The sequence below is a fragment of the Marinobacter sp. genome, from assembly GCF_041984545.1.
Lineage (GTDB): Bacteria > Pseudomonadota > Gammaproteobacteria > Pseudomonadales > Oleiphilaceae > Marinobacter.
This window is the reverse complement of the sequence record NZ_JBHIXV010000014.1, coordinates 368-19,491: the sequence shown is the minus strand read 5'-3', so window position 1 is coordinate 19,491 and position 19,124 is coordinate 368. Positions and strand designations below refer to the sequence as shown.

Annotated in this window: 11 protein-coding genes and 1 pseudogene; 11 read left to right on the top strand and 1 reads right to left on the bottom strand. The window is 57.5% G+C overall.

Annotation, left to right across the window (positions count from 1 at the left end):
- Positions 1-6: 6 nt before the first annotated feature.
- Positions 7-1,371 (bottom strand): KamA family radical SAM protein, encoded by a 1,365-nt coding sequence (locus ACFC20_RS08505; protein WP_375192628.1) that lies wholly within the window; start codon positions 1,369-1,371, stop codon positions 7-9.
- A gap of 657 nt (positions 1,372-2,028) precedes the next feature.
- Between ACFC20_RS08505 and aceE the strand changes: the two genes are divergently transcribed.
- The 11 genes and pseudogenes from aceE to ACFC20_RS08450 form a co-directional block, all read left to right on the top strand.
- Positions 2,029-4,692, top strand: a complete 2,664-nt coding sequence (gene aceE / locus ACFC20_RS08500; RefSeq protein ID WP_375192627.1) for a pyruvate dehydrogenase (acetyl-transferring), homodimeric type — start codon at positions 2,029-2,031, stop codon at positions 4,690-4,692.
- 10 nt (positions 4,693-4,702) lie between these two features.
- The gene (aceF, locus tag ACFC20_RS08495; RefSeq protein WP_375192626.1) at positions 4,703-6,385 is read left to right on the top strand and encodes a dihydrolipoyllysine-residue acetyltransferase; all 1,683 of its coding nucleotides are present in this window, start codon (positions 4,703-4,705) and stop codon (positions 6,383-6,385) included.
- A gap of 215 nt (positions 6,386-6,600) precedes the next feature.
- Positions 6,601-6,963, top strand: coding sequence for a hypothetical protein (locus ACFC20_RS08490; protein WP_375192625.1), 363 nt, complete (start codon positions 6,601-6,603; stop codon positions 6,961-6,963).
- A gap of 79 nt (positions 6,964-7,042) precedes the next feature.
- Positions 7,043-8,536 carry an efflux RND transporter periplasmic adaptor subunit gene (locus ACFC20_RS08485; protein ID WP_375192624.1) on the top strand — a complete coding sequence of 498 codons (1,494 nt, stop codon included), beginning with the start codon at positions 7,043-7,045 and terminating at the stop codon, positions 8,534-8,536.
- Positions 8,537-8,551: 15 nt separating this feature from the next.
- Positions 8,552-8,893 (top strand): copper-binding protein, encoded by a 342-nt coding sequence (locus tag ACFC20_RS08480; RefSeq protein WP_375192623.1) that lies wholly within the window; start codon positions 8,552-8,554, stop codon positions 8,891-8,893.
- Positions 8,894-8,946: 53 nt separating this feature from the next.
- Positions 8,947-12,091: pseudogene (locus tag ACFC20_RS08475) on the top strand (efflux RND transporter permease subunit).
- Complete coding sequence (locus ACFC20_RS08470; protein WP_375192622.1) at positions 12,088-12,528, top strand: TolC family protein; 441 nt, start codon at positions 12,088-12,090, stop codon at positions 12,526-12,528. The pseudogene ACFC20_RS08475 and the gene ACFC20_RS08470 overlap by 4 nt, the downstream one beginning before the upstream one ends.
- The gene (locus tag ACFC20_RS08465; protein WP_375192621.1) at positions 12,518-13,351 is read left to right on the top strand and encodes a TolC family protein; all 834 of its coding nucleotides are present in this window, start codon (positions 12,518-12,520) and stop codon (positions 13,349-13,351) included. Before ACFC20_RS08470 ends, ACFC20_RS08465 begins: the two co-directional genes overlap by 11 nt.
- Positions 13,352-13,490: 139 nt before the next feature.
- Positions 13,491-14,792, top strand: coding sequence for a TolC family protein (locus ACFC20_RS08460; protein ID WP_375183229.1), 1,302 nt, complete (start codon positions 13,491-13,493; stop codon positions 14,790-14,792).
- Between the two features lie 49 nt (positions 14,793-14,841).
- Positions 14,842-16,026 (top strand): efflux RND transporter periplasmic adaptor subunit, encoded by a 1,185-nt coding sequence (locus tag ACFC20_RS08455; protein ID WP_375183230.1) that lies wholly within the window; start codon positions 14,842-14,844, stop codon positions 16,024-16,026.
- A gap of 14 nt (positions 16,027-16,040) precedes the next feature.
- Positions 16,041-19,124, top strand: a 3,084-nt coding sequence (locus ACFC20_RS08450; protein WP_375192620.1) for a CusA/CzcA family heavy metal efflux RND transporter, incomplete at its 3' end; no start/stop codon positions are given.

Genomic DNA, 19,124 nt, shown 5'->3' with positions numbered 1-19,124 from the left:
TGGGTCTCAGCCGTTCCCTTTCTTCATCTGCTCGTACTCATCTTCGAAGAAAAACTTCTCCTCGCCAAATGCTGGCTCCAGTTCATGCAGCCAGGTGGCGGTGTCGCTGTACTTGGCAAAGAAGGGGCGTTGTACCCAGTCCGGGTTACGGCCCTGCAGGAAGCGCAGCACAAAGACCTTTTCGCCCTTGATTTCCGTGATGCCCTGGATCTCCACCTTGCCCGGGCCGGCACTCATGGACGGGCCGCGCGCGGTGCGCGCCAGGCCGGAAACCTGTTTCATGGCTTCCCGATAGATGTGGTAGGCCTCCGCCAGGGGCACCTCGAAGTAGTTCTTGGCCCCGGTGTCCCGCTCTACGAACATGTAGTAGGGGATGATGCCCAGCTTCACTTCTTTCTTCCACAGCTTCGCCCAGGCGTCGGCGTCGTCGTTCACGTGTTTGATCAGCGGCCCCTGGGCGCGGATTTCGGCACCGGTTGCCCGGATGCGACGAATCGCTTCCTCGGCGATCTCGGTGGTGATCTCCTGCCAGTGGTTGTAGTGGGCCATGATGGCCACGTGCTTGCCAGCGTCCACGAGGCGCGCGAACAGGTCAATCAGCTCGTCGGCGTCCTTGTCGGTCACGAAGCGGTACGGCCAGAAGGTCAGCGCCTTGGTGCCGATCCGGATGGTCTGGATGTGGTCAAACTCCGGCTCCAGCAGCGGTTCCAGGTACTGCACCAGGTTCTTGGTTTTCATCACCATGGGGTCGCCACCGGTGACCAGCAGGTCGCTAACTTCGGTGTGCTCCTTCAGATAACCATGAAGCTTTTCGGCTTCAGTGCTGGCCATCTTCAGGTCTTTGTCGCCCACGAACTGCGCCCAGCGGAAACAGAAGGTGCAATAGGAGTGGCAGGTCTGCCCCTGGGCCGGGAAGAACAGCACAGTCTCCCGGTATTTGTGCTGAACGCCGTCGAGCACCTCGCCGTCCAGTTCGGGCATGTTCATTTCCATCTGTCCGGCCGGATGCGGGTTCAGCTCGTCCCGGATCTCCTTGGCGACTGCCTGGATTTCCTTCTTGTCGGCACCTTCCCGGTGCAGCGCTGCCATACGCTCGAAATGTTCCTCCTTGAGCATGCCTTTCTGCGGGAAGACAAGCTGGTAGATCGGATCGTTGGGCACCTTGTCCCAGTTGATCAGTTCATTGATCACGTATTCGTTGACCCGGAAAGGCAGCACGCTGGCCACCACCTTCATCTCAAACAGGGTCTCTTCAGGGAGGTTCTGAATGATCTCGATCTTGTCGAGCTGGCGGTCTGTGTAGACCTTGAAGCGCCGTTCCTCGAACTCCGTGGTGGGAATCCGGTTCGGAAAGGTGACGATGGAGTTCATAGATCGCCCTCTGTTGGTTGACTGAGGCAAAAAGTGGTCCGACCACTTTTTGGTGGTTAAAAATCAGGCAGGCAAGTATACATAAATAGAAATTTATTTTCAGGTCTAATTAATCGTCGGAGGAAAACCGCAGGACTGCGGCCGGATGCTGCCATTAAATCTCTGAAAAAACGGGTAAATATCTCGAAATTACGCTAATTGTAGCGAATGAGATCGTTTAGCACGGTAACAAAATTCTCTGTGATAGGAATGCTACGACATTGGTCGCATTCTGGTTGTTTAGTGGTCCAAAAACGGTCATTCTTCCGTAACTAACCGCAAGAAGCGGCCCCTAAATGGACTCACGGGCGGGCTTCAATTGAATTTGATAGGCGAAATGTAGTAAAAATACTACGGATTGGGATAACAGATCTGTTCACGTCTGTCTCGATGCTGGTCGACCAGGGTCAAAAGCCTGAAAACCGGGGCGATCCGGCATGAAAAGTGTGAAAGCTGTTCTATGCTTACTACAGGTTCTGTGTACTGAGCACCGGTACACCTGTCAGGCGGATATACCCATAACAACACACTGCATGTAATCGCAGCTCATTGACACCGCATCGCGCCGGCTGCTGATCGTGGCCGCGCTGCACCTTTTGATGCCAAGGGGAGGGTTTGATGTACCAGGACGATGATCCCATTGAAACCGGTGAATGGCTGGACGCGCTGGAATCTCTGATCGAGAACGAAGGCGTAGACCGGGCCAAATACATTCTCGAGAGGCTTTCCGAGCGGGCCAGCCGTGACGGTACCGAGCTACCTTATTCCATTACCACGCCATTCCGGAACAGCATTCCCGTATCCCAGCAGGCGCCCATGCCTGGCGACCTGTTCATGGAGCGGCGGATCCGCTCACTGATCCGCTGGAATGCGATGGCCATGGTCATGCGCGCCAACCAGCGTCCGGGCGACCTGGGCGGCCATGTATCCTCCTTCTCCTCGGCAGCAACCCTCTACGACGTTGGTTTCAACTATTTCTTCCACGGTGGCGACAACGAGCGCGAATCCGATCTGGTGTATTTCCAGGGGCACTCCTCCCCGGGTATCTATGCCCGTTCCTTCCTTGAGGGACGGTTCGATGAAAAGGACCTGGACAAGTACCGCGAGGAAGTCGATGGCACAGGCCTGTCTTCCTACCCGCACCCCTGGCTGATGCCGGACTACTGGCAGTTCCCGACAGTGTCCATGGGTCTGGGGCCGATTCAGGCCATCTATCAGGCCCATGTGATGAAGTACCTGCACAACCGTGAGCTCATCGATATGGGCGACCGCAAGGTATGGTGCTTTGTGGGCGACGGTGAATGTGACGAGCCGGAAACCCTGGGCTCCATCTCCATGGCCGGCCGTGAAAACCTCAGCAACCTCATCTTTGTGGTCAACTGCAACCTGCAGCGGCTGGATGGCCCGGTTCGCGGCAACGGCAAGATCATGCAGGAGCTGGAAGGCGTGTTCCGTGGCGCTGGCTGGAACGTGCTGAAAGTCGTTTGGGGTCGTCATTGGGACCCGCTGTTCGAAAAGGACAAGGAAGGCGTGATGCAGCGGGCCATGGACGAGGTCTGCGACGGCGAGCTCCAGAACTTCAAGAGTAACGGGCCCGCCTACACCCGGAAGCATTTCTTCGGCCGCAATCCGGAGCTGGCCAAGCTGGTTGAAAGTCTCTCTGATGAGGAGATCAACAAGCTTAACCGTGGCGGCCACGATCCCTACAAGATCTACGCGGCCTACCACCACGCCGTGCACAACAACGGCGGACGCCCGACAGTGATCCTGGCCCATACCATCAAGGGCTACGGTTTCGGCGAGGCCGGCGAGGCGCAGAACACCGCGCACTCCCTGAAGAAACTGGACATTGAACAGCTGAAGTCGTTCCGCGACCGTTTTGCCGTGCCGCTGAAGGACGACGAGCTGAAGGACGTGCCGTATTACCGGCCGGCCCCGGACAGCCCGGAAATCGTCTATATGAAGAAGCGCCGGCAGGAGCTGGGCGGCTTCTATCCGAAGCGCCGCAAGGACTGCCAGCCGTTGCAGATTCCGGAACTGGATATCTTCAAGGCAGTGCTGGATGGCTCGGGTGACCGGAAAATCTCCACCACCATGGCGTTCGTGCGGATTCTCACGGCACTGACCAAGGACAAGCGCATCGGCAAGCGTGTGGTGCCGATTGTGCCGGACGAGGCCCGGACCTTCGGTATGGAAGGCATGTTCCGTCAGCTGGGTATCTACACGGCGGAAGGCCAGAAGTACGTGCCCGAAGACCGCGACCAGATCATGTACTACCGGGAGGACAAGAAGGGTCAGATTCTCGAGGAAGGCATCAACGAGGATGGCTCGATGGCGGCCTGGATGGCGGCAGCGACCTCCTATAGCACCAACAACTTCCCGCTGATTCCGTTCTACATCTTCTATTCCATGTTCGGTTTCCAGCGTGTGGGTGACCTGGCCTGGGCCTCCGGTGACATCCAGGCCCGCGGGTTCCTGATTGGTGGTACTGCGGGCCGCACCACCCTCAACGGTGAGGGCTTGCAGCACCAGGACGGCCACAGCCACATCCTGGCGAACACCATTCCCAACTGTAAGGCCTACGACCCGGCCTACGGCTACGAGATGGCGGTGGTTCTGCGCCAGGGCATGAAGGAAATGTTCGAGGACAACCAGAACGTTTTCTATTATCTGACCATCGAGAACGAGAACTACGAACAGCCGGCCATGCCCAAGGGCTGCGAAGACGGCATCATCAAGGGTATGTACCTGTTCGAGTCGGTGGAAACCAAGGGCCGCAAGAAAACGCCTCGGGTCCAGCTGCTCGGTGCCGGCGCCATCCTCAACGAAGTGCGTGCCGCCGCCCAGATGCTGAAGGACGACTGGGACGTAGCCTCAGATGTATGGAGTGTCACCAGCTTCAATGAACTGGCCCGCGAAGGCCAGCACATCGACCGCTGGAACCGCCTGCACCCGGATGACAAGCCCAAGAAGGCTTACGTCACCCAGTGCCTGGAGAAGCAGTCCGGTCCGGTGGTGTCGTCCACCGACTACATCAAGCTGCACTCCGAGCAGCTGCGGGCGTTCATTCCCAAGACCTATCTCACCCTGGGCACCGACGGCTTCGGCCGCAGTGACACCCGCGAGAAGCTGCGCAGCTTCTTCGAGGTGGACCGCTACTATGTAACGGTGACGGCGCTTTCAGCCCTGGCCCAGGATGGTGAAGTGAAGAAGGAGGTGGTTCTCGAAGCCATGCGCAAGTACGGAATCGATCGCAACAAAACGAACCCGGTGCTGAGCTAAGGAGACCGCCATGAGTGAACAGGAAATCAAGGTTCCGGATCTCGGCGGTGCGGACGAGGTCGAGATTATCGAGATCAGCGTCAGCGCTGGTGACACGGTCGAGGAAGAGGATCCGATTCTGACGGTGGAGTCCGACAAGGCCTCCGTGGAACTGCCCGCTCCGGGCGCCGGCAAGATCACCAAGATCACTGTGAAAGTGGGTGACAAGGTCAAGGAAGGCGATGTCGTCGGCATGATGGAGCCCTCCGAAGGAGGCTCGGGCGATTCCGGAAGCGATGAGGCAGAGTCGGAATCCGAGGCAAAAGCCGAGGAGAAGACCGAGGAAAAGCCGAAGGAAACATCCGCAGACAGCGCCGAGAAGAGCAAGCCGGCGCCGAAGAAGTCGTCTGGTGGCTCTCGCAAGGAAACGGTGAAAGTGCCTGCCCTGGACGGCTTCGAGAACGTTCCGGTCATTGAGATCAACGTGTCCGAAGGCGATTCCATTTCCGAGGACGACCCGCTGGTTACCGTGGAATCCGACAAGGCCACCATGGAGATCCCTTCTCCCTACTCTGGCAAGGTCGGCAAGATCCTGGTCAAGGAGGGTGACAAGCTCTCCGAGGGCGACGATCTGCTGGAAATGACCGTTGAAGAAGGCGGTGAGGGAGAGGAAGATCCGGCGGAGGAGTCTTCCGGCAAGGCGGAATCGGCTTCGGAAGCCAAGGCTGAGCCCGAAGAAAAGCCCAAGGCACAGGAGTCTGCGCCTCAGCCCCAGGGTTCCACCTATGAACCGCCCTCGCCGGGTGGCAAGGTGCACGCTGGCCCGGCCGTGCGCAAGCTGGCCCGGGAACTGGGTGCGGACCTGACACGCATCAAGGGCTCTGGACCCAAGAACCGGATTGTCAAAGACGATGTCCAGGCCTATGTGAAGAGCCAACTGCAGCAGGCCCAGCAGGGTGGCAGCGTTGGTACCGGCTCCGGTATCCCGGGGGTCAAGCTGCCGGACTTCAGCCAGTTTGGCGATGTTGAGCGGGAGTCCATGTCGCGCATGATGGCGGCCACGGCCACCAACATGCAGCGTAGCTGGCTGAACGTGCCCCACGTGACCCAGTTTGACGATGCCGACATCACCGATATGGAGGACTTCCGCAAAGCCCAGAAGGCCGCTGGCGAGAAGAAGGGCGTGAAGATGACGCCGCTGCCGTTCCTCCTGAAGGCCTGTGCCACGGCGCTGGCGGAACTGCCCCAGTTCAATGTGTCCCTGGACATGGAGCGCAAGGAGGTGGTCCGCAAGAAGTACATTCACATCGGTATCGCGGTGGATACGCCCCACGGGCTGATGGTGCCGGTGATCCGCAATGTGGACAAGAAAGGTCTGTGGGAGCTGGCGGCAGAAAGCGCCGAGCTGGCCCAGAAGGCCCGGGACAAGCAGCTCAAGCCTGCGGAGATGCAGGGCGCCTGCTTTACCATCACCAGCCTCGGCGGCATTGGCGGTACGGCGTTTACGCCGATCGTGAACACGCCGGAGGTGGCGATTCTCGGGGTGTCCAAGGCGGCCATGAAGCCGGTGTGGGATGGCAAGGTGTTTCAGCCTCGGCTGATGTTGCCGCTGTCGCTGTCTTACGATCACCGGGCAGTGAACGGGGCGGACGCGGCACGCTTTACGGCGCTGCTTAGCCAACTGCTCGGTGATATCCGTACCCTTTTACTTTAGTAAAGAGCCGGGAAAGGTGAACCCTGCTTAAGCAGCTGTTTCTAGGAGAATGGATGTTTGGACAATAGCGAAGTCGGTTGCGCCACGGATGGCCCTACCTCGCCAACGGACCTTGGCGCCGGTGGCGAGTGTGTTTAGCGTATTAGTGAAATTTGTGTGCTCAGACGGAGCGGCCTGAATTGCGGAAATCAATGGGTTACAGGATCATTGTCAGTATGCTTCTGCTGATTTCCGCGTTTCATCCCTTTTTGGCAACCGGACAGTTTGGTGCTACCGAGATGGAATGGTCACCAAATGCGGTGACGGATATGTCCGCGCCGGACTGTTCGAGAGCTGGTTCATCGGTAGCGTCAGGCGAGACCGAGACCTATGGCTTGTGCGTTAATATGAAGACCGTGGACTGTGTCATTGCGGCGAATCAAGGTATTTGCGGCAATCTTGTGTCGGCAATTGCCTCTGATGGAACAGTTGTGCGCCTTCGGCTACATGAAGAGTCTTACCATGCAACCCTCCAGGGGAAATACGTCAGCGTAGTCCTGGAGACCCTCACGCCTCCCCCCAACTCCTCAGAAGCTTAATCTGGTTTTTAAGGTTGCGCGGTCATTCGGTCGCGCGACTTTGAACGAGCACTCATAAGCTTTAAACGAGGAATCATTCATGCGTATTGCCTTTTTGGCGATGGCCACCACCATCGCCTTTGGTCTGGGCTGGCTGGCCCGTCAAACAACAAGCTTGATGTCTGAGAAGGTTGGCATCGAAAACCTCACTACAGAATCCACCGAACACAAGCCTCTGTACTGGGTGGCCCCCATGGACCCCAACTACCGCCGCGATAAGCCCGGCAAGTCCCCGATGGGAATGGATCTGATACCGGTATACGAGGAGGACAATTCCGGGCGAGACGACGGCGGGGTGCAGATAGACGCTGCTGTCCGAGCAAATCTGGGCGTTAAAACCCAGGCAGTCTCCAGGGGTGCCGTTTCTGTTCCGGTCCGAACCGTGGGCTATGTCACCGACGACGAAGATCAACTGATCCATGTACACAGCCGTATCGCCGGGTGGGTTGAGGTCCTGCACGTACGCTCAATCGGAGAAACGGTTAGCCGTGGTGAACCGCTTTATGAAATCTACTCCCCGGAGCTGGTGAATGCCCAGCAGGAATTCCTGATGTCTGAACGCCTCAGACGGAGTTCTGAGGCGTCGGCAACCGGCGGAAAGCTGCGGGCGCTGGGCATGACGGACCGCCAGATTGCAGACCTGAAAAAAACGGGCAAAGTGCGTGAGCGCATCACGGTATTTTCCCCGGGTTCCGGCTACGTGGCGGCTCTGCCTGTTCGCGCCGGCATGTACGTGCGCCCGGATACGGAAATCATGGCCATAGGCAACCGCGATTCGGTTTGGGTGATTGCCGAGTTCTTTGAGCGACAGGCCGGCCTGGTTTCGGTTGGTCAGGCGGTTGAATTCACCACGCCGGCGATGCCGGGTGCTCAATGGACAAGCACCATTGACTACGTCTATCCAGAGCTGGATGCGAAGACCCGGACCCTGAGGGCCAGGGTTCGCGTGCCTAATCCCGATGGCCGTCTGCGCCCCAATATGTTTGTCAATCTCACCATGGAAGCGCCCATCGGCGAGGACTTGCTTACCATTCCGCGCCCGGCGCTGATCCAAAGAAATGACAGTCAGCACGTGCTGCTGGCGGAAGATGACGGCTATTTTCGCCCTGTCCCGGTCCGGACTGGCCGGGAAGCTGGAGACCGAGTGGTCATTCGAGAGGGGTTGAGTGAAGGGCAAGAGGTGGTGGTGTCGGCTCAGTTCCTGATCGATTCCGAGACCAGCCTTGAGGCAGCCATGCTTCGGCTTGAAGCCGAGGATAAAAAAGACGGTAGCGCTGCGTCCGATGGCGCTTCGCCCGAGTTAATCACGGGCATTGGCCGGATCACAGAGCTGGATAGCGAAAGCGCTTCCGTCACTCTGAGTCATGATCCAATTCCAGAGCTGAGCTGGCCTGCGATGACGATGGCGTTTGGTCTCGCCGAGTCCGTGGACTCCACTGTGCTGGCGCCTAATCAGGTCGTCCGGTTTCGTTTCCGGCAGACACCCGATGGCTACCAAATAGAACGTATGGAACCCGCGCAAGACGCGCAATAACCACTGGAGAAAACCATGAAACTGAAAAACCTGATGATGACGGTTGTGTTTGGCTTGTCCCTTGGAGCTGGCCTGGCCGCGGCCGAAAGCAACATGGGCTCAATGACGGGCATGGATGCTAAAGAGTCCACGGCCCCGATTCAGAGTCAAGGCGTGATCACGGCGATGGATACCGACAAGCGCAAGATAACGCTGAAGCATGAACCCATTCCGGAGCTGAACTGGCCAAGCATGACCATGGGCTTTCCCGTGGCGCCGGAGGTGAATCTGGAGGGTGTCAGCAAAGGTGACACCGTGATCTTTACCCTGACCCCGTCTGGCAGTGGCCAGCAAGTGACGGGCATCAGAAAACAGTAACACACGGCCCCGGGGCTGTTGGCCCCGGGGCCGTCTCAGACCGGGTTCAGCTCATGATAAACGCCATTATCCAGTGGTCGCTTCATAATCGATTTTTTGTACTGCTTGCTACTTTCATCCTGACGGGGTGGGCTCTACTCCGTTAAAGAAACGCCCATCGACGCCATACCGGACCTGTCGGACGTGCAGGTAATTGTTAAAACCCCCTATCCGGGCCAGGCGCCCCAGGTGGTGGAAGACCAGGTGACTTACCCGCTCACCACCGCCATGTTGTCGGTGCCGGGGGCCAAAACGGTTCGCGGTTATTCCTTCTTTGGCGATTCCTTCGTCTACGTGATTTTCGATGACGACACCGATCTGTACTGGGCCCGCTCGCGGGTGCTGGAATACCTGAGCCAGGTGGCCGGGCAATTACCGGATGCTGCCAAGCCTGAGTTGGGGCCGGATGCGACCGGTGTTGGCTGGGTGTATTCCTACGCGCTGGTGGACCGGACGGGTCAGCACGATCTGTCTGAACTGCGAGCCATTCAGGACTGGTTCCTGAAGTTTGAACTCCAGACCGTGCCGGGCGTTTCGGAAGTGGCCAGCGTCGGTGGCATGGTGAAACAGTACCAGGTCGTGGTGGACCCGGACCGCCTGCGTGCCTACGACATCACGCTGCAACGTATTCATGCGGCTATCAACAGCGCCAACCAGGAAACCGGCGCTTCGGTCGTTGAGATGGCGGAAGCGGAGTATATGGTGCGGGTTACCGGTTATCTGAAGAACGAAGAGGATCTTCGGAAGGTTCCCCTGGGCGTCAACAGCAATGGCAAACCGCTACTGCTGAGAGACGTCGCTGAGGTGCAGCTTGGCCCCCAGATGCGTCGCGGCATCGCTGAACTGAACGGGGAAGGGGAGGTCGCCGGTGGCATCGTGGTGATGCGCTTTGGCGAAAACGCCCTTGCAACCATTGATGGGGTCAAGCAGCGTCTGGATGAAATTCGGTCGAGCCTGCCGGAAGGCGTCGAAGTGGTTACTACCTACGACCGTTCAACGCTCATCAATAACGCCGTCGACAATCTCTATGGCAAGCTGCTGAAAGAGTTCCTGGTGGTGGTGTTGATCTGCGCGGTGTTCCTGTTTCACCTTCGTTCCTCCCTGGTGGTCATCGTCAGCTTACCGGTAGGCATTTTGGCCGCCTTCGTGATCATGCATGCGCAAGGCATCAATGCCAACATCATGTCGCTTGGCGGTATCGCGATTGCGATCGGTGCCATGGTGGATGGTGCCATTGTGATGGTGGAGAACGTCCATAAACACATGGAGCGAACGCCGCTGACACCGGACAACCGATGGGCCGTGATGTCGCGGGCTGCCGGTGAAGTGGGGCCGGCACTGTTTTTCTCATTGATGATCATTACCGTGAGCTTTCTGCCGGTCTTCACCCTGGAGGCTCAGGAAGGCAAACTCTTCGCGCCGCTGGCCTTTACCAAAACCTACGCCATGGCTGCGGCAGCCGGCCTGGCCATCACCCTTGTTCCTGTGCTGATGGGTTATTTCATCCGTGGCAAGGTGTTGCCAGAGCACCGCAACCCTATTAACCGACTATTGATTTCCTTCTACAAACCGGTGATCGGCTGGGCGTTGCGGCGTCCGATGTTGATGCTCGCAGGTGGTCTGGTCATTTTGGTGATCGGGTTCTGGCCGGCCAACAAGCTGGGCAGTGAATTCATGCCGCCCCTGGACGAAGGCGATCTGATGTACATGCCGACGACTTATCCCGGCATATCCATCGGCAAGGCCCGGCAAATTCTTCAGCAAACGGACAAGCTGATTGCCAGCATCCCTGAAGTGAAAACGGTGTTTGGCAAGATTGGCCGCGCCGACACCGCCACGGATCCGGCTCCACTGACCATGGTGGAGACGTTTATCCAGTTCAAGCCCCGGGACCAGTGGCGCCCTGGTGTGACACCGGAATCCCTGCGCCGGGAACTGGACGCAACGGTTCGGCTTCCCGGCCTCACCAATGCCTGGGTCATGCCAATCAAAACCCGAATCGACATGCTCTCCACCGGCATCAAGACCCCGGTGGGCATCAAGGTGGCCGGGCCTGACCTGAGCGTGATCCAGGGCATCGGGGAAGAGCTGGAGCGTGTGCTGGCTGGTGTGCCTGGTACTGCCTCCGCGTTCTCTGAGCGGGTGGCTGGTGGACGCTACATCAAGGTGGATGTTCAGCGCGAGGCTGCCGCCCGTTTCGGCCTGAATATCTCGGACATCCAGTCGGTGGTGCGCACCGCCATTGGCGGCATGAATGTGGCCAGTACTGTCGAGGGCCTGGAGCGCTACCCCATTAACCTGCGTTATCCGCAGGGCTACCGGGATTCGGTGGAACAGATGCGCCTGCTTCCGCTGGTAACGCCAAATGGCCAGCGTATTGCGTTGGCAGACGTGGCGGATATCGGGATCGATCAGGGACCACCCATGATCAAATCGGAAAACGCCCGTATCAACGGCTGGACCCTGGTGGACATCGAAGGCCGAGACCTGGGCAGTTGGGTCAGCGAAGCACAATCCGTTGTGAAGAAGAAGGTGAACCTGCCGGCCGGGTATTCCCTGACCTGGTCTGGTCAGTATGAGTATATGCAGCGGGCCAAGGAGCGCCTGACACTGGTGGTGCCGCTGACTCTGGCCATCATAGTGATCCTGCTGTACCTCAACTTCCGCAACCTGACCGAGGTGGTCATCATCATGGGCACCCTGCCGTTCGGTATGATCGGCGGCATCTGGCTGATGTACCTGCTGGGTTACAACCTGTCTGTCGCTGTTGCCGTGGGCTTTATTGCCCTGGCCGGAGTGGCGGTGGAGATTGGTGTTCTGATGCTGGTGTACCTGAATCAGTCTCTGAGGCAGGCCTTGGAAACTGTGGACCACCAGCCACACAGGTTATCGGCGGACCTCCTGCGCCAGTCAATCAGCGAGGGTGCGTCACAGCGGGTGCGCCCGATCATGATGACCTTCGCCGCCATCGTGGCGGGCCTTGTGCCGATCATGATCGGCAGTGGCACCGGCTCGGAAGTGATGCAACGGATCGCCGGCCCGATGATTGGCGGCATGGTGACCACGTTGGCGCTGACACTGCTGCTGATACCAGTGATTTTTTACCTCTGGCAGCGAGCCCGGCTGAAAAGAATTGCGCGAAAAGGAGCGACTCGATGAACAGACAAGTCCGCATTTTGGCCGCTCTGGCGGTTTTGATTACACTCTCTCTTCAATCAATGGCGGCAGAGCGTGAAACTGTGGATCAATGGGTAGATGAGGCGCTCGCCAACAACGCTTCTCTGAGCGCCCAGTATTCCACTATCGAAGCGGCGCAGGCGGAAGAGGAGGCCTCCGATGCCTGGGCCGACCCTGTATTCAAGTACGGAATCGCGCCCGAAACGCTGGAGGGGCCCAACACCGTTGGGCATCGCTTCGAGGTCAGCCAGGCTCTGCCCTGGCCGGACCAGTTGTCGGCCTCCCGCGAGGCCTCTCAAGCGGGTGTACTTGCAGCCAGAGAGGATACGCAGTGGCACACACGAAAGCTCATTGCGTCCGTCAAGGAAGCCTATGCCCGCTTGTGGTATTCCGGGAGGGCGATAGATCATGCATCATGAGACTCGAGCTCTGGTGGAGCAGTTAGCCGACATAACCCGGAAAAGACTGGAGTATGGCGAGAGCACCCAAAGTGAATTGCTGAGGATAGAGACAGAGCTGGATACGCTGGATGCGAAGCTGGTAGAGCTGCAGGCGAATCAGGAACAGCTCTCTGCCAGCCTGATTCCTCTACTCGGGCGTCGCCCGAACCCTTCCGAACTGGTGTTGCCGGTGCCTCATCGAATGCCAATGACGGACATCCTGAACGGAACCGATCATCCAATGATTCAGGCTGCGAAGGCACGAACCGCAGAAGCTCGAGCCCGTCTGGAGGCGGCAGAAGTTGGCCGCAGACCTGTTTTTACGGCCAATGCCGGCTACAACAGTCTCTGGGCTGACGAACGCAAACGTTGGATGGTCGGGGTGGGGGTCCAGATTCCGCTGAGCGGACAGCGACAGAACAGTGCCGTTCGCAAAGCGGCAGCCGAGGTGTCCCGGCGACAGTGGCAAACCACTCAGGCCCATCGGGATTTACTGGCTTCAATCAGCGACGTGAAGGCGGCGATTCAGGCAGGCTACGGGCGTCTTGAAATTCTGGATGAGCGACACCTTCCCAACCAGCGCGCCCATTGGGAGGCAACTCTGAACGAACTGGCCAGTGGTACCGGCAGGTTGGAAGACGCAATTGACAGCGCAAGACAGCTCACCGGCGTAAAACTCACGCGTGAGGCTGTTATTCGAGACCTGTTCAGTGCCAGCGCTCGATATCAAGCATTGCGACCGAAGCAAACCAGTGATGTTCCGAGTCTGAACAGGCTCGGGCTGGGGCAAAAGGACTCCTGATGCTTCTCGAATCATATTGAACCCATGATTATTTCAGTAAAATTCAAGCTGATTTAAAGCTCTGTCTGTAGGGTTTTCCCCGGGTTAAAACGATAACTCTGATTCATTTACTTCAGTGATATTGCCGGGGTGACACTGTATGAACAAACGACTGTTGTTTTGGGTGCTGATAGTACCTGGAGTCTTGACCGTCATGCCTTCTGCGGCTGTCACGGCCGGGGAGAGCGTTTCACTAAAGGAATTCCAGCGAGCCAAAGCCAGCCAGGCTGTTTCCCTGAACCAGGCCATGGTGATGGCTTTCGAGAATAGCCCGGTATTGGCTTTGAGGCGGGCCGCGGTCTCGATACAGCAGGGACAGCTTGATCATGCCAGCCGCTGGGCGCCGAGCAATCCAGAGTTTGAGTTGGGGGCCCGTCAGGCCCCGGATCAGGCCGACGAGTCCCTGGAATATGGGGTGAGGGTTACTCAGGAGATCTGGATGGGTAATCGCGGCGACCTTGGCCAGTCGCGTGCCCGGAGTAATCTCACGTCCCGGCAACAGGAGCTTGAATACCTGAAGGTAGCCACCAAGGCGCGGGTGCGGGCCGCCTATTTCCGGATACTGCTGGCTCAGAAAGAGTTGGAAACCGCAACCCGTGCCGTTGAACTTATGCAACGCACCAAAGACCTGGTTGAAATGTCCGTAAAACAGGGTAAACAAACCCGGATTGATCTCAATACCGCAGTCATTGGGCTTGCCAGGGCCCGGAATCAAAAAGCCTCGGCGGAACAAAAGCTCGAGCAATCAAAAATTGACCTTACCGAAGTGCTCGGGGTGTCCCCCTCCGATGCCGTTGGGGTGACCGGCGAGCTTGATGTGACGCTCGAAGACCTGCCTCCGACCAGCCAGCTTGTCGAGATGGCACAGAGTCAGAGAGCGGACCTGAAAGCGGCGGCCGCCAGAATTGCAGCGGATGAATCTGGCCTTGAAGTTGCGAAAAGCCTGACGATTCCAAATCTGAAAGTCTTCGGATTTTATGATCGTGAGGAAGGCTCCAACCTTTTCGGTGCAGGGGTGTCGATGCCTTTGACCGTTTTCCATGATTATTCCGGTGAGCAGAGACAAGCTGCTGCGCGGCTGAAAACCTCCGAGCTTGAGGCAGAGGCCTTGCGCCTGGCTACAGAGCGTCAGGTTGTGTCGGCTGTGGCCCGGTATAAATCCACCGCCGTTCGGCTGCGCCAGATGAACGAGTCGATCCTGGAGCGTTCAGAGGAAACATTACAACTGATGCAGAAAGCATTTCGGGCGGGCAAGGTCGGTGCCTCGGATGTTCTGGCAGCACAGGACAATCTCCTGTCGGTAAGGCAGGAATACGTTCAGGCGCAGAATGATTATATCGATGCCGTCCGGGCGCTGGAGATAAGCACAGGAGGTGCTCTGTCGATGTCAGCCGGTTCCTGAGGGTACGAAATTCAAAACTGACCGTTCTTTAAATAGCGAGGGTGAATGAATGATTCGCAATCTGAAGATATTTTTAATAGTTGCCAGCATTCTGAGCCTGCAGCAAGCATACGCTGCCGGAGAAGCTGGAGGTGACCAACACGGTGATGAAAGCGTCGAGCATGCCGGAGAGGAGAACCAGTCCCGCCAGATCCATCTGACGCCGGAGCAGACAGAGTTATTGTCCATTGAGACGGTGACGGCTGCCAAGGGGCGCGCTGGCGCAATTGTTACGGCACCTGCCGAGATTCAGTATGTGCCGGATCGCGTGGCCGAGGTTGGTCCGCTGTTGGAAGGAAAGTTGACGGGGTTGGTGGTTGACCTGGGGGATTACGTCAAGAAAGGGCAGCTATTGGCAACCTTGAACAGTGTGGAGTTGGCCCGGATTCGCTCCCGGTTGATCTCGCTGGAGGCCCGTAAAGAAGCAGCCGAGTCAGACTACAATCGCGAAAGACAATTGCAGGACCAAGGTATTTCCAGCGAGGAAGAATTTCTTGATGCCAAGGCGATCTACCTTGCCACAAAAGCGGAGTACGATTCCGTGCGGGAACAACTGGCGGTATACGGTAGTGAGTCGCCGGGTGACAGTGGGGGGCTGGCGCAATACGCGCTTCGCTCACCCATTGAGGGGCGTGTCGAACAGATGCCTGTCCGGCTGGGTCAGACGTTAAGTCCATCGGATACGCCTTTCATCGTGGCAGACACCTCGGTTTTGTGGGCCATTCTTCAGGTGTCGGAATCCGATATTGACCAGATTTCAACGGGAGACGAGGTTCAGATTGCCTCCAGGGATTCAGATTCTGACCGGTTTCACAGTGGGCAGGTATCCTGGGTGTCGAGCATGCTGGATGGAAAGACCCGCACCATCCCCGTTCGCGTTGTACTGAAGTCTCCCAGGGGCGACCTTCGCCCGAATACCTATACCACCGCCAGAATCATGACGGAAGCGGAGGCATCACTGCCGCTGGTTCCGGATGATGCGGTTCAAACCATTAGCGGTGAATCTGTTGTGTTTGTTCCGGGCGATGAGAAAGGGGCTTACAAGGCTGTTCCCGTCACGCTTGGCAAGGAAGCAAACGGCTTGATTGAGATCAAGTCCGGGATCAGCGCGGGCACGGAAGTGGTTTCAGTAGGCGCTTTTGATCTGATGTCGGCCATTACCGCCAGTGGCCGTAGCGCCGCTCACGGACACTAAAACCCGGGGGGAACATGGTTAACGCAATTGTGAATTATGCGCTGAACAACCGTCTGATGACGATTGTTTTTGCTATCGCCGTGATCGTTGCCGGGGTATTTTCATTTCAAAAACTGCCGGTGGACGCATTTCCCGACGCGACGCCTACCATGGTTCAGGTTTTTACTGCCAGTCCTGGTCTGTCGCCGGTGGATATTGAAACGCTGATTTCCTATCCCATTGAAATCAGCATGTACGGCATCCCCAAGTTGCAGAAGGTTCAGAGCACGTCGATTTTCGGGCTTTCCCGGGTGACCATCTATTTCGAAGATGGCACCGATATATACTTCGCCAGGCGGCTGGTAAACGAACGGCTTTCAGAAGCCAAGCGCCAGATCCCGGAGGGCATGGGGGAACCCGAACTAGGACCCATCACCACGGGCTTGGGACGTATCCTGATGTATTCCCTGAAAGCTGAGGACGAGAGCCAGTACAGCTTGCAGGAAATTCGCACGATCCAGGACTGGATTGTTAAGCCGCAGCTCAGAACCGTACCCGGGGTAACCGGTGTGCTGTCCATCGGAGGCGAGGTTAAGCAATACCAGGTCAATATCGACGCGCACAAGCTTCAGGCAAGGAGCCTGACGGTCTCGGATGTTCGCGGTGCCCTTACCCAGAACAATCGCAATGTCGGCGCCTCTTTCATTACCAGAGGAGGTGAAGAATACATTGTTCGCGGTTACGGCTGGGTCAACTCTGGTTCCGAAGGCATCAAAGACATCCAGAACATCATTGTGTCCAAGAGTGAGGGGGAGTCCCCAATTTACGTCAAGGATGTTGCGGAGGTTGGTCTTGGACCGGCAATTCGCCGTGGTGCAGAGGTGTCCTCGGGTGAGGAGTCCGTTGGCGGTTACGTGATGAAGTTGATCGGGACCAACACCAGCCAGGTGCTTGAGGACGTCAATGCAAAAATCGACGACCTGAACAAGTCACTTCCGGAGGGTCTGAAGATCGAAGCGTATTACTCCCAGGCGGAGTTGGTGGGCAAGGCTATAGGCACTGTCGAGAAAGCGTTGCTTGAGGGCTCGGTTCTGGTGCTGGTGTTCCTTTATCTGTTCCTGGGAAACATTCGTTCCACACTGATCGTGGTGGCGACGTTGCCGTTGTCTGTACTCTTTGCGTTCATTGCTATGCGCATGTCGGGCCTGTCGGCCAACCTGATGAGTCTGGGCGGGCTGGCTATCGGCATCGGCATGATGGTGGACGGCGCTGTGGTGATGATAGAGAACATCTTCCGACATATTGAAGAGCGATCGGACGAGAAAATCAGCGTGCTCAGGCTTGTTGGTGAATCCGCACGGGAAGTGGCTCGTCCGATCGTCTTTGCCATCGGCATCATTATTATTGTCTTTCTGCCGCTATTTACGCTGCAGGGCGTCGAGGGCAAGCTGTTTTCGCCCATGGCTTACACCATCAGTTTCGCTCTGATCGGCGCATTGCTGCTCGCGTTGACGTTGGTGCCGGTTCTGGCCTCGCTCTCATTCAGGATGGGTGGGCACCATAAGGAGCCGAAGCTGGTTCTATTCCTTAACCGGCTTTACAAACCGGTGGTCAATGTGGTCGTCAAGGCGCCAAAGGTGGTGATGGGCGTTGCAGTGCTGGCCTTTGTCGGAAGCCTCCTGCTGTTTCCCTATCTTGGGAGCGAATTCGTCCCCACCCTGAGGGAGGGCACTTTCCAGATCCGCTCAACACTGCCGCCGGGAGCCAGCCTGGAGTCCGCGATTAAATATGGCAAACGAGTCCAGTCCGTTGTGGAAGAATTTCCCGAGGTAACAGGCACCTACGCACGGATCGGTCGAGCCGAGGTGGGAGGCGACCCTGAGCCGGTAAACGTAGTGGCGACGCTTGTTAACCTCAAGCCTTTGGATCAGTGGAGAGAGGATGTGCGCTATGAGGATCTTCAGAGCGAGATCGCAGAAGCGTTGAATGAACGAGTCCCAGGGCTTGCCAACAATCTGTCCCAGCCGATTCAACTCCGTACCGACGAACTTCTGTCGGGCGTTCAGGCGCAATTGGTCGCCAGCATTTTCGGTGACGACCTGGATGAACTGGGTCGGATCGGCAGGGAAGTCGCTGCCCTGGCCAGAGAGGTGCCTGGTGCAACGGACGTCCGCGCCCAGCAGAGTGCGGGCAAGAAGCAAATTGTTATTCGCCCCGACCGTGAAGTGCTGGCGCAGTTCGGCATCAGCATTGATAACCTGATGAGTACGGTCGAAACCGGAATTGGCGGTAAAGGGGCCGGGCTGGTCTTTGACGGTGTCCGGCGATTTGAGATTTTCACCCGACTGCAAGAGTCCTACCGTGGGTCCATTGATGAAATCAGAAAGCTTCCCCTCAGGGGCAACAGTGGCGAGCTTATTCCGCTTTCACGGGTGGCTGATGTTGAAATGTACGCCGGCCCGAAGAAAATTTCACGGTCCAATGCCAGTCGCCGCCAGTATGTGCAGATGAACGTACGTGGTCGCGATATGGGCGGTGTTGTTCAGGATTTGCGCAAGCGGATCGAGGAGCAAGTGGATATGCCGCCGGGGTATTTCGTGGAGTTCGGCGGTCAGTTCGAGAATCAGGAAAGGGCCATGGCCCGGCTCGCGATCGTTGTGCCAATTACCCTGGCGCTTATTTTCCTGCTTCTGTTCTCTGCATTCAGCAGTCTGCGCTACGCGGCGCTGATCTTTATGAACGTGCCCTTTGCGATTACCGGTGGCATTGTCGCGCTATTTGTTACGGGGCTTTACCTCTCGGTGCCGGCTGCCGTGGGATTCATTGCGGTGTTTGGCGTAGCCGTACTGAACGGTGTGGTGATGGTGAGCTACATTAATCAGTTGCGGGACGAAGGCTACGAAGTCATTGAAGCAGTCAAGTTGGGTGCTCAACGCCGTTTGCGGCCGGTTCTGATGACCGCCTCTGTGGCTATTCTGGGGCTGATTCCCCTGCTGCTGGCCGATGGCCGCGAAGTGCCGGTGCTGCCGCTGATCTGCCTGGACGCCTTGGACGCCGACCTGGCGATCAATGGCGCCAGGCTGGGCGCGCAGGCCATCCTGACCCTGTCCAACGACGCC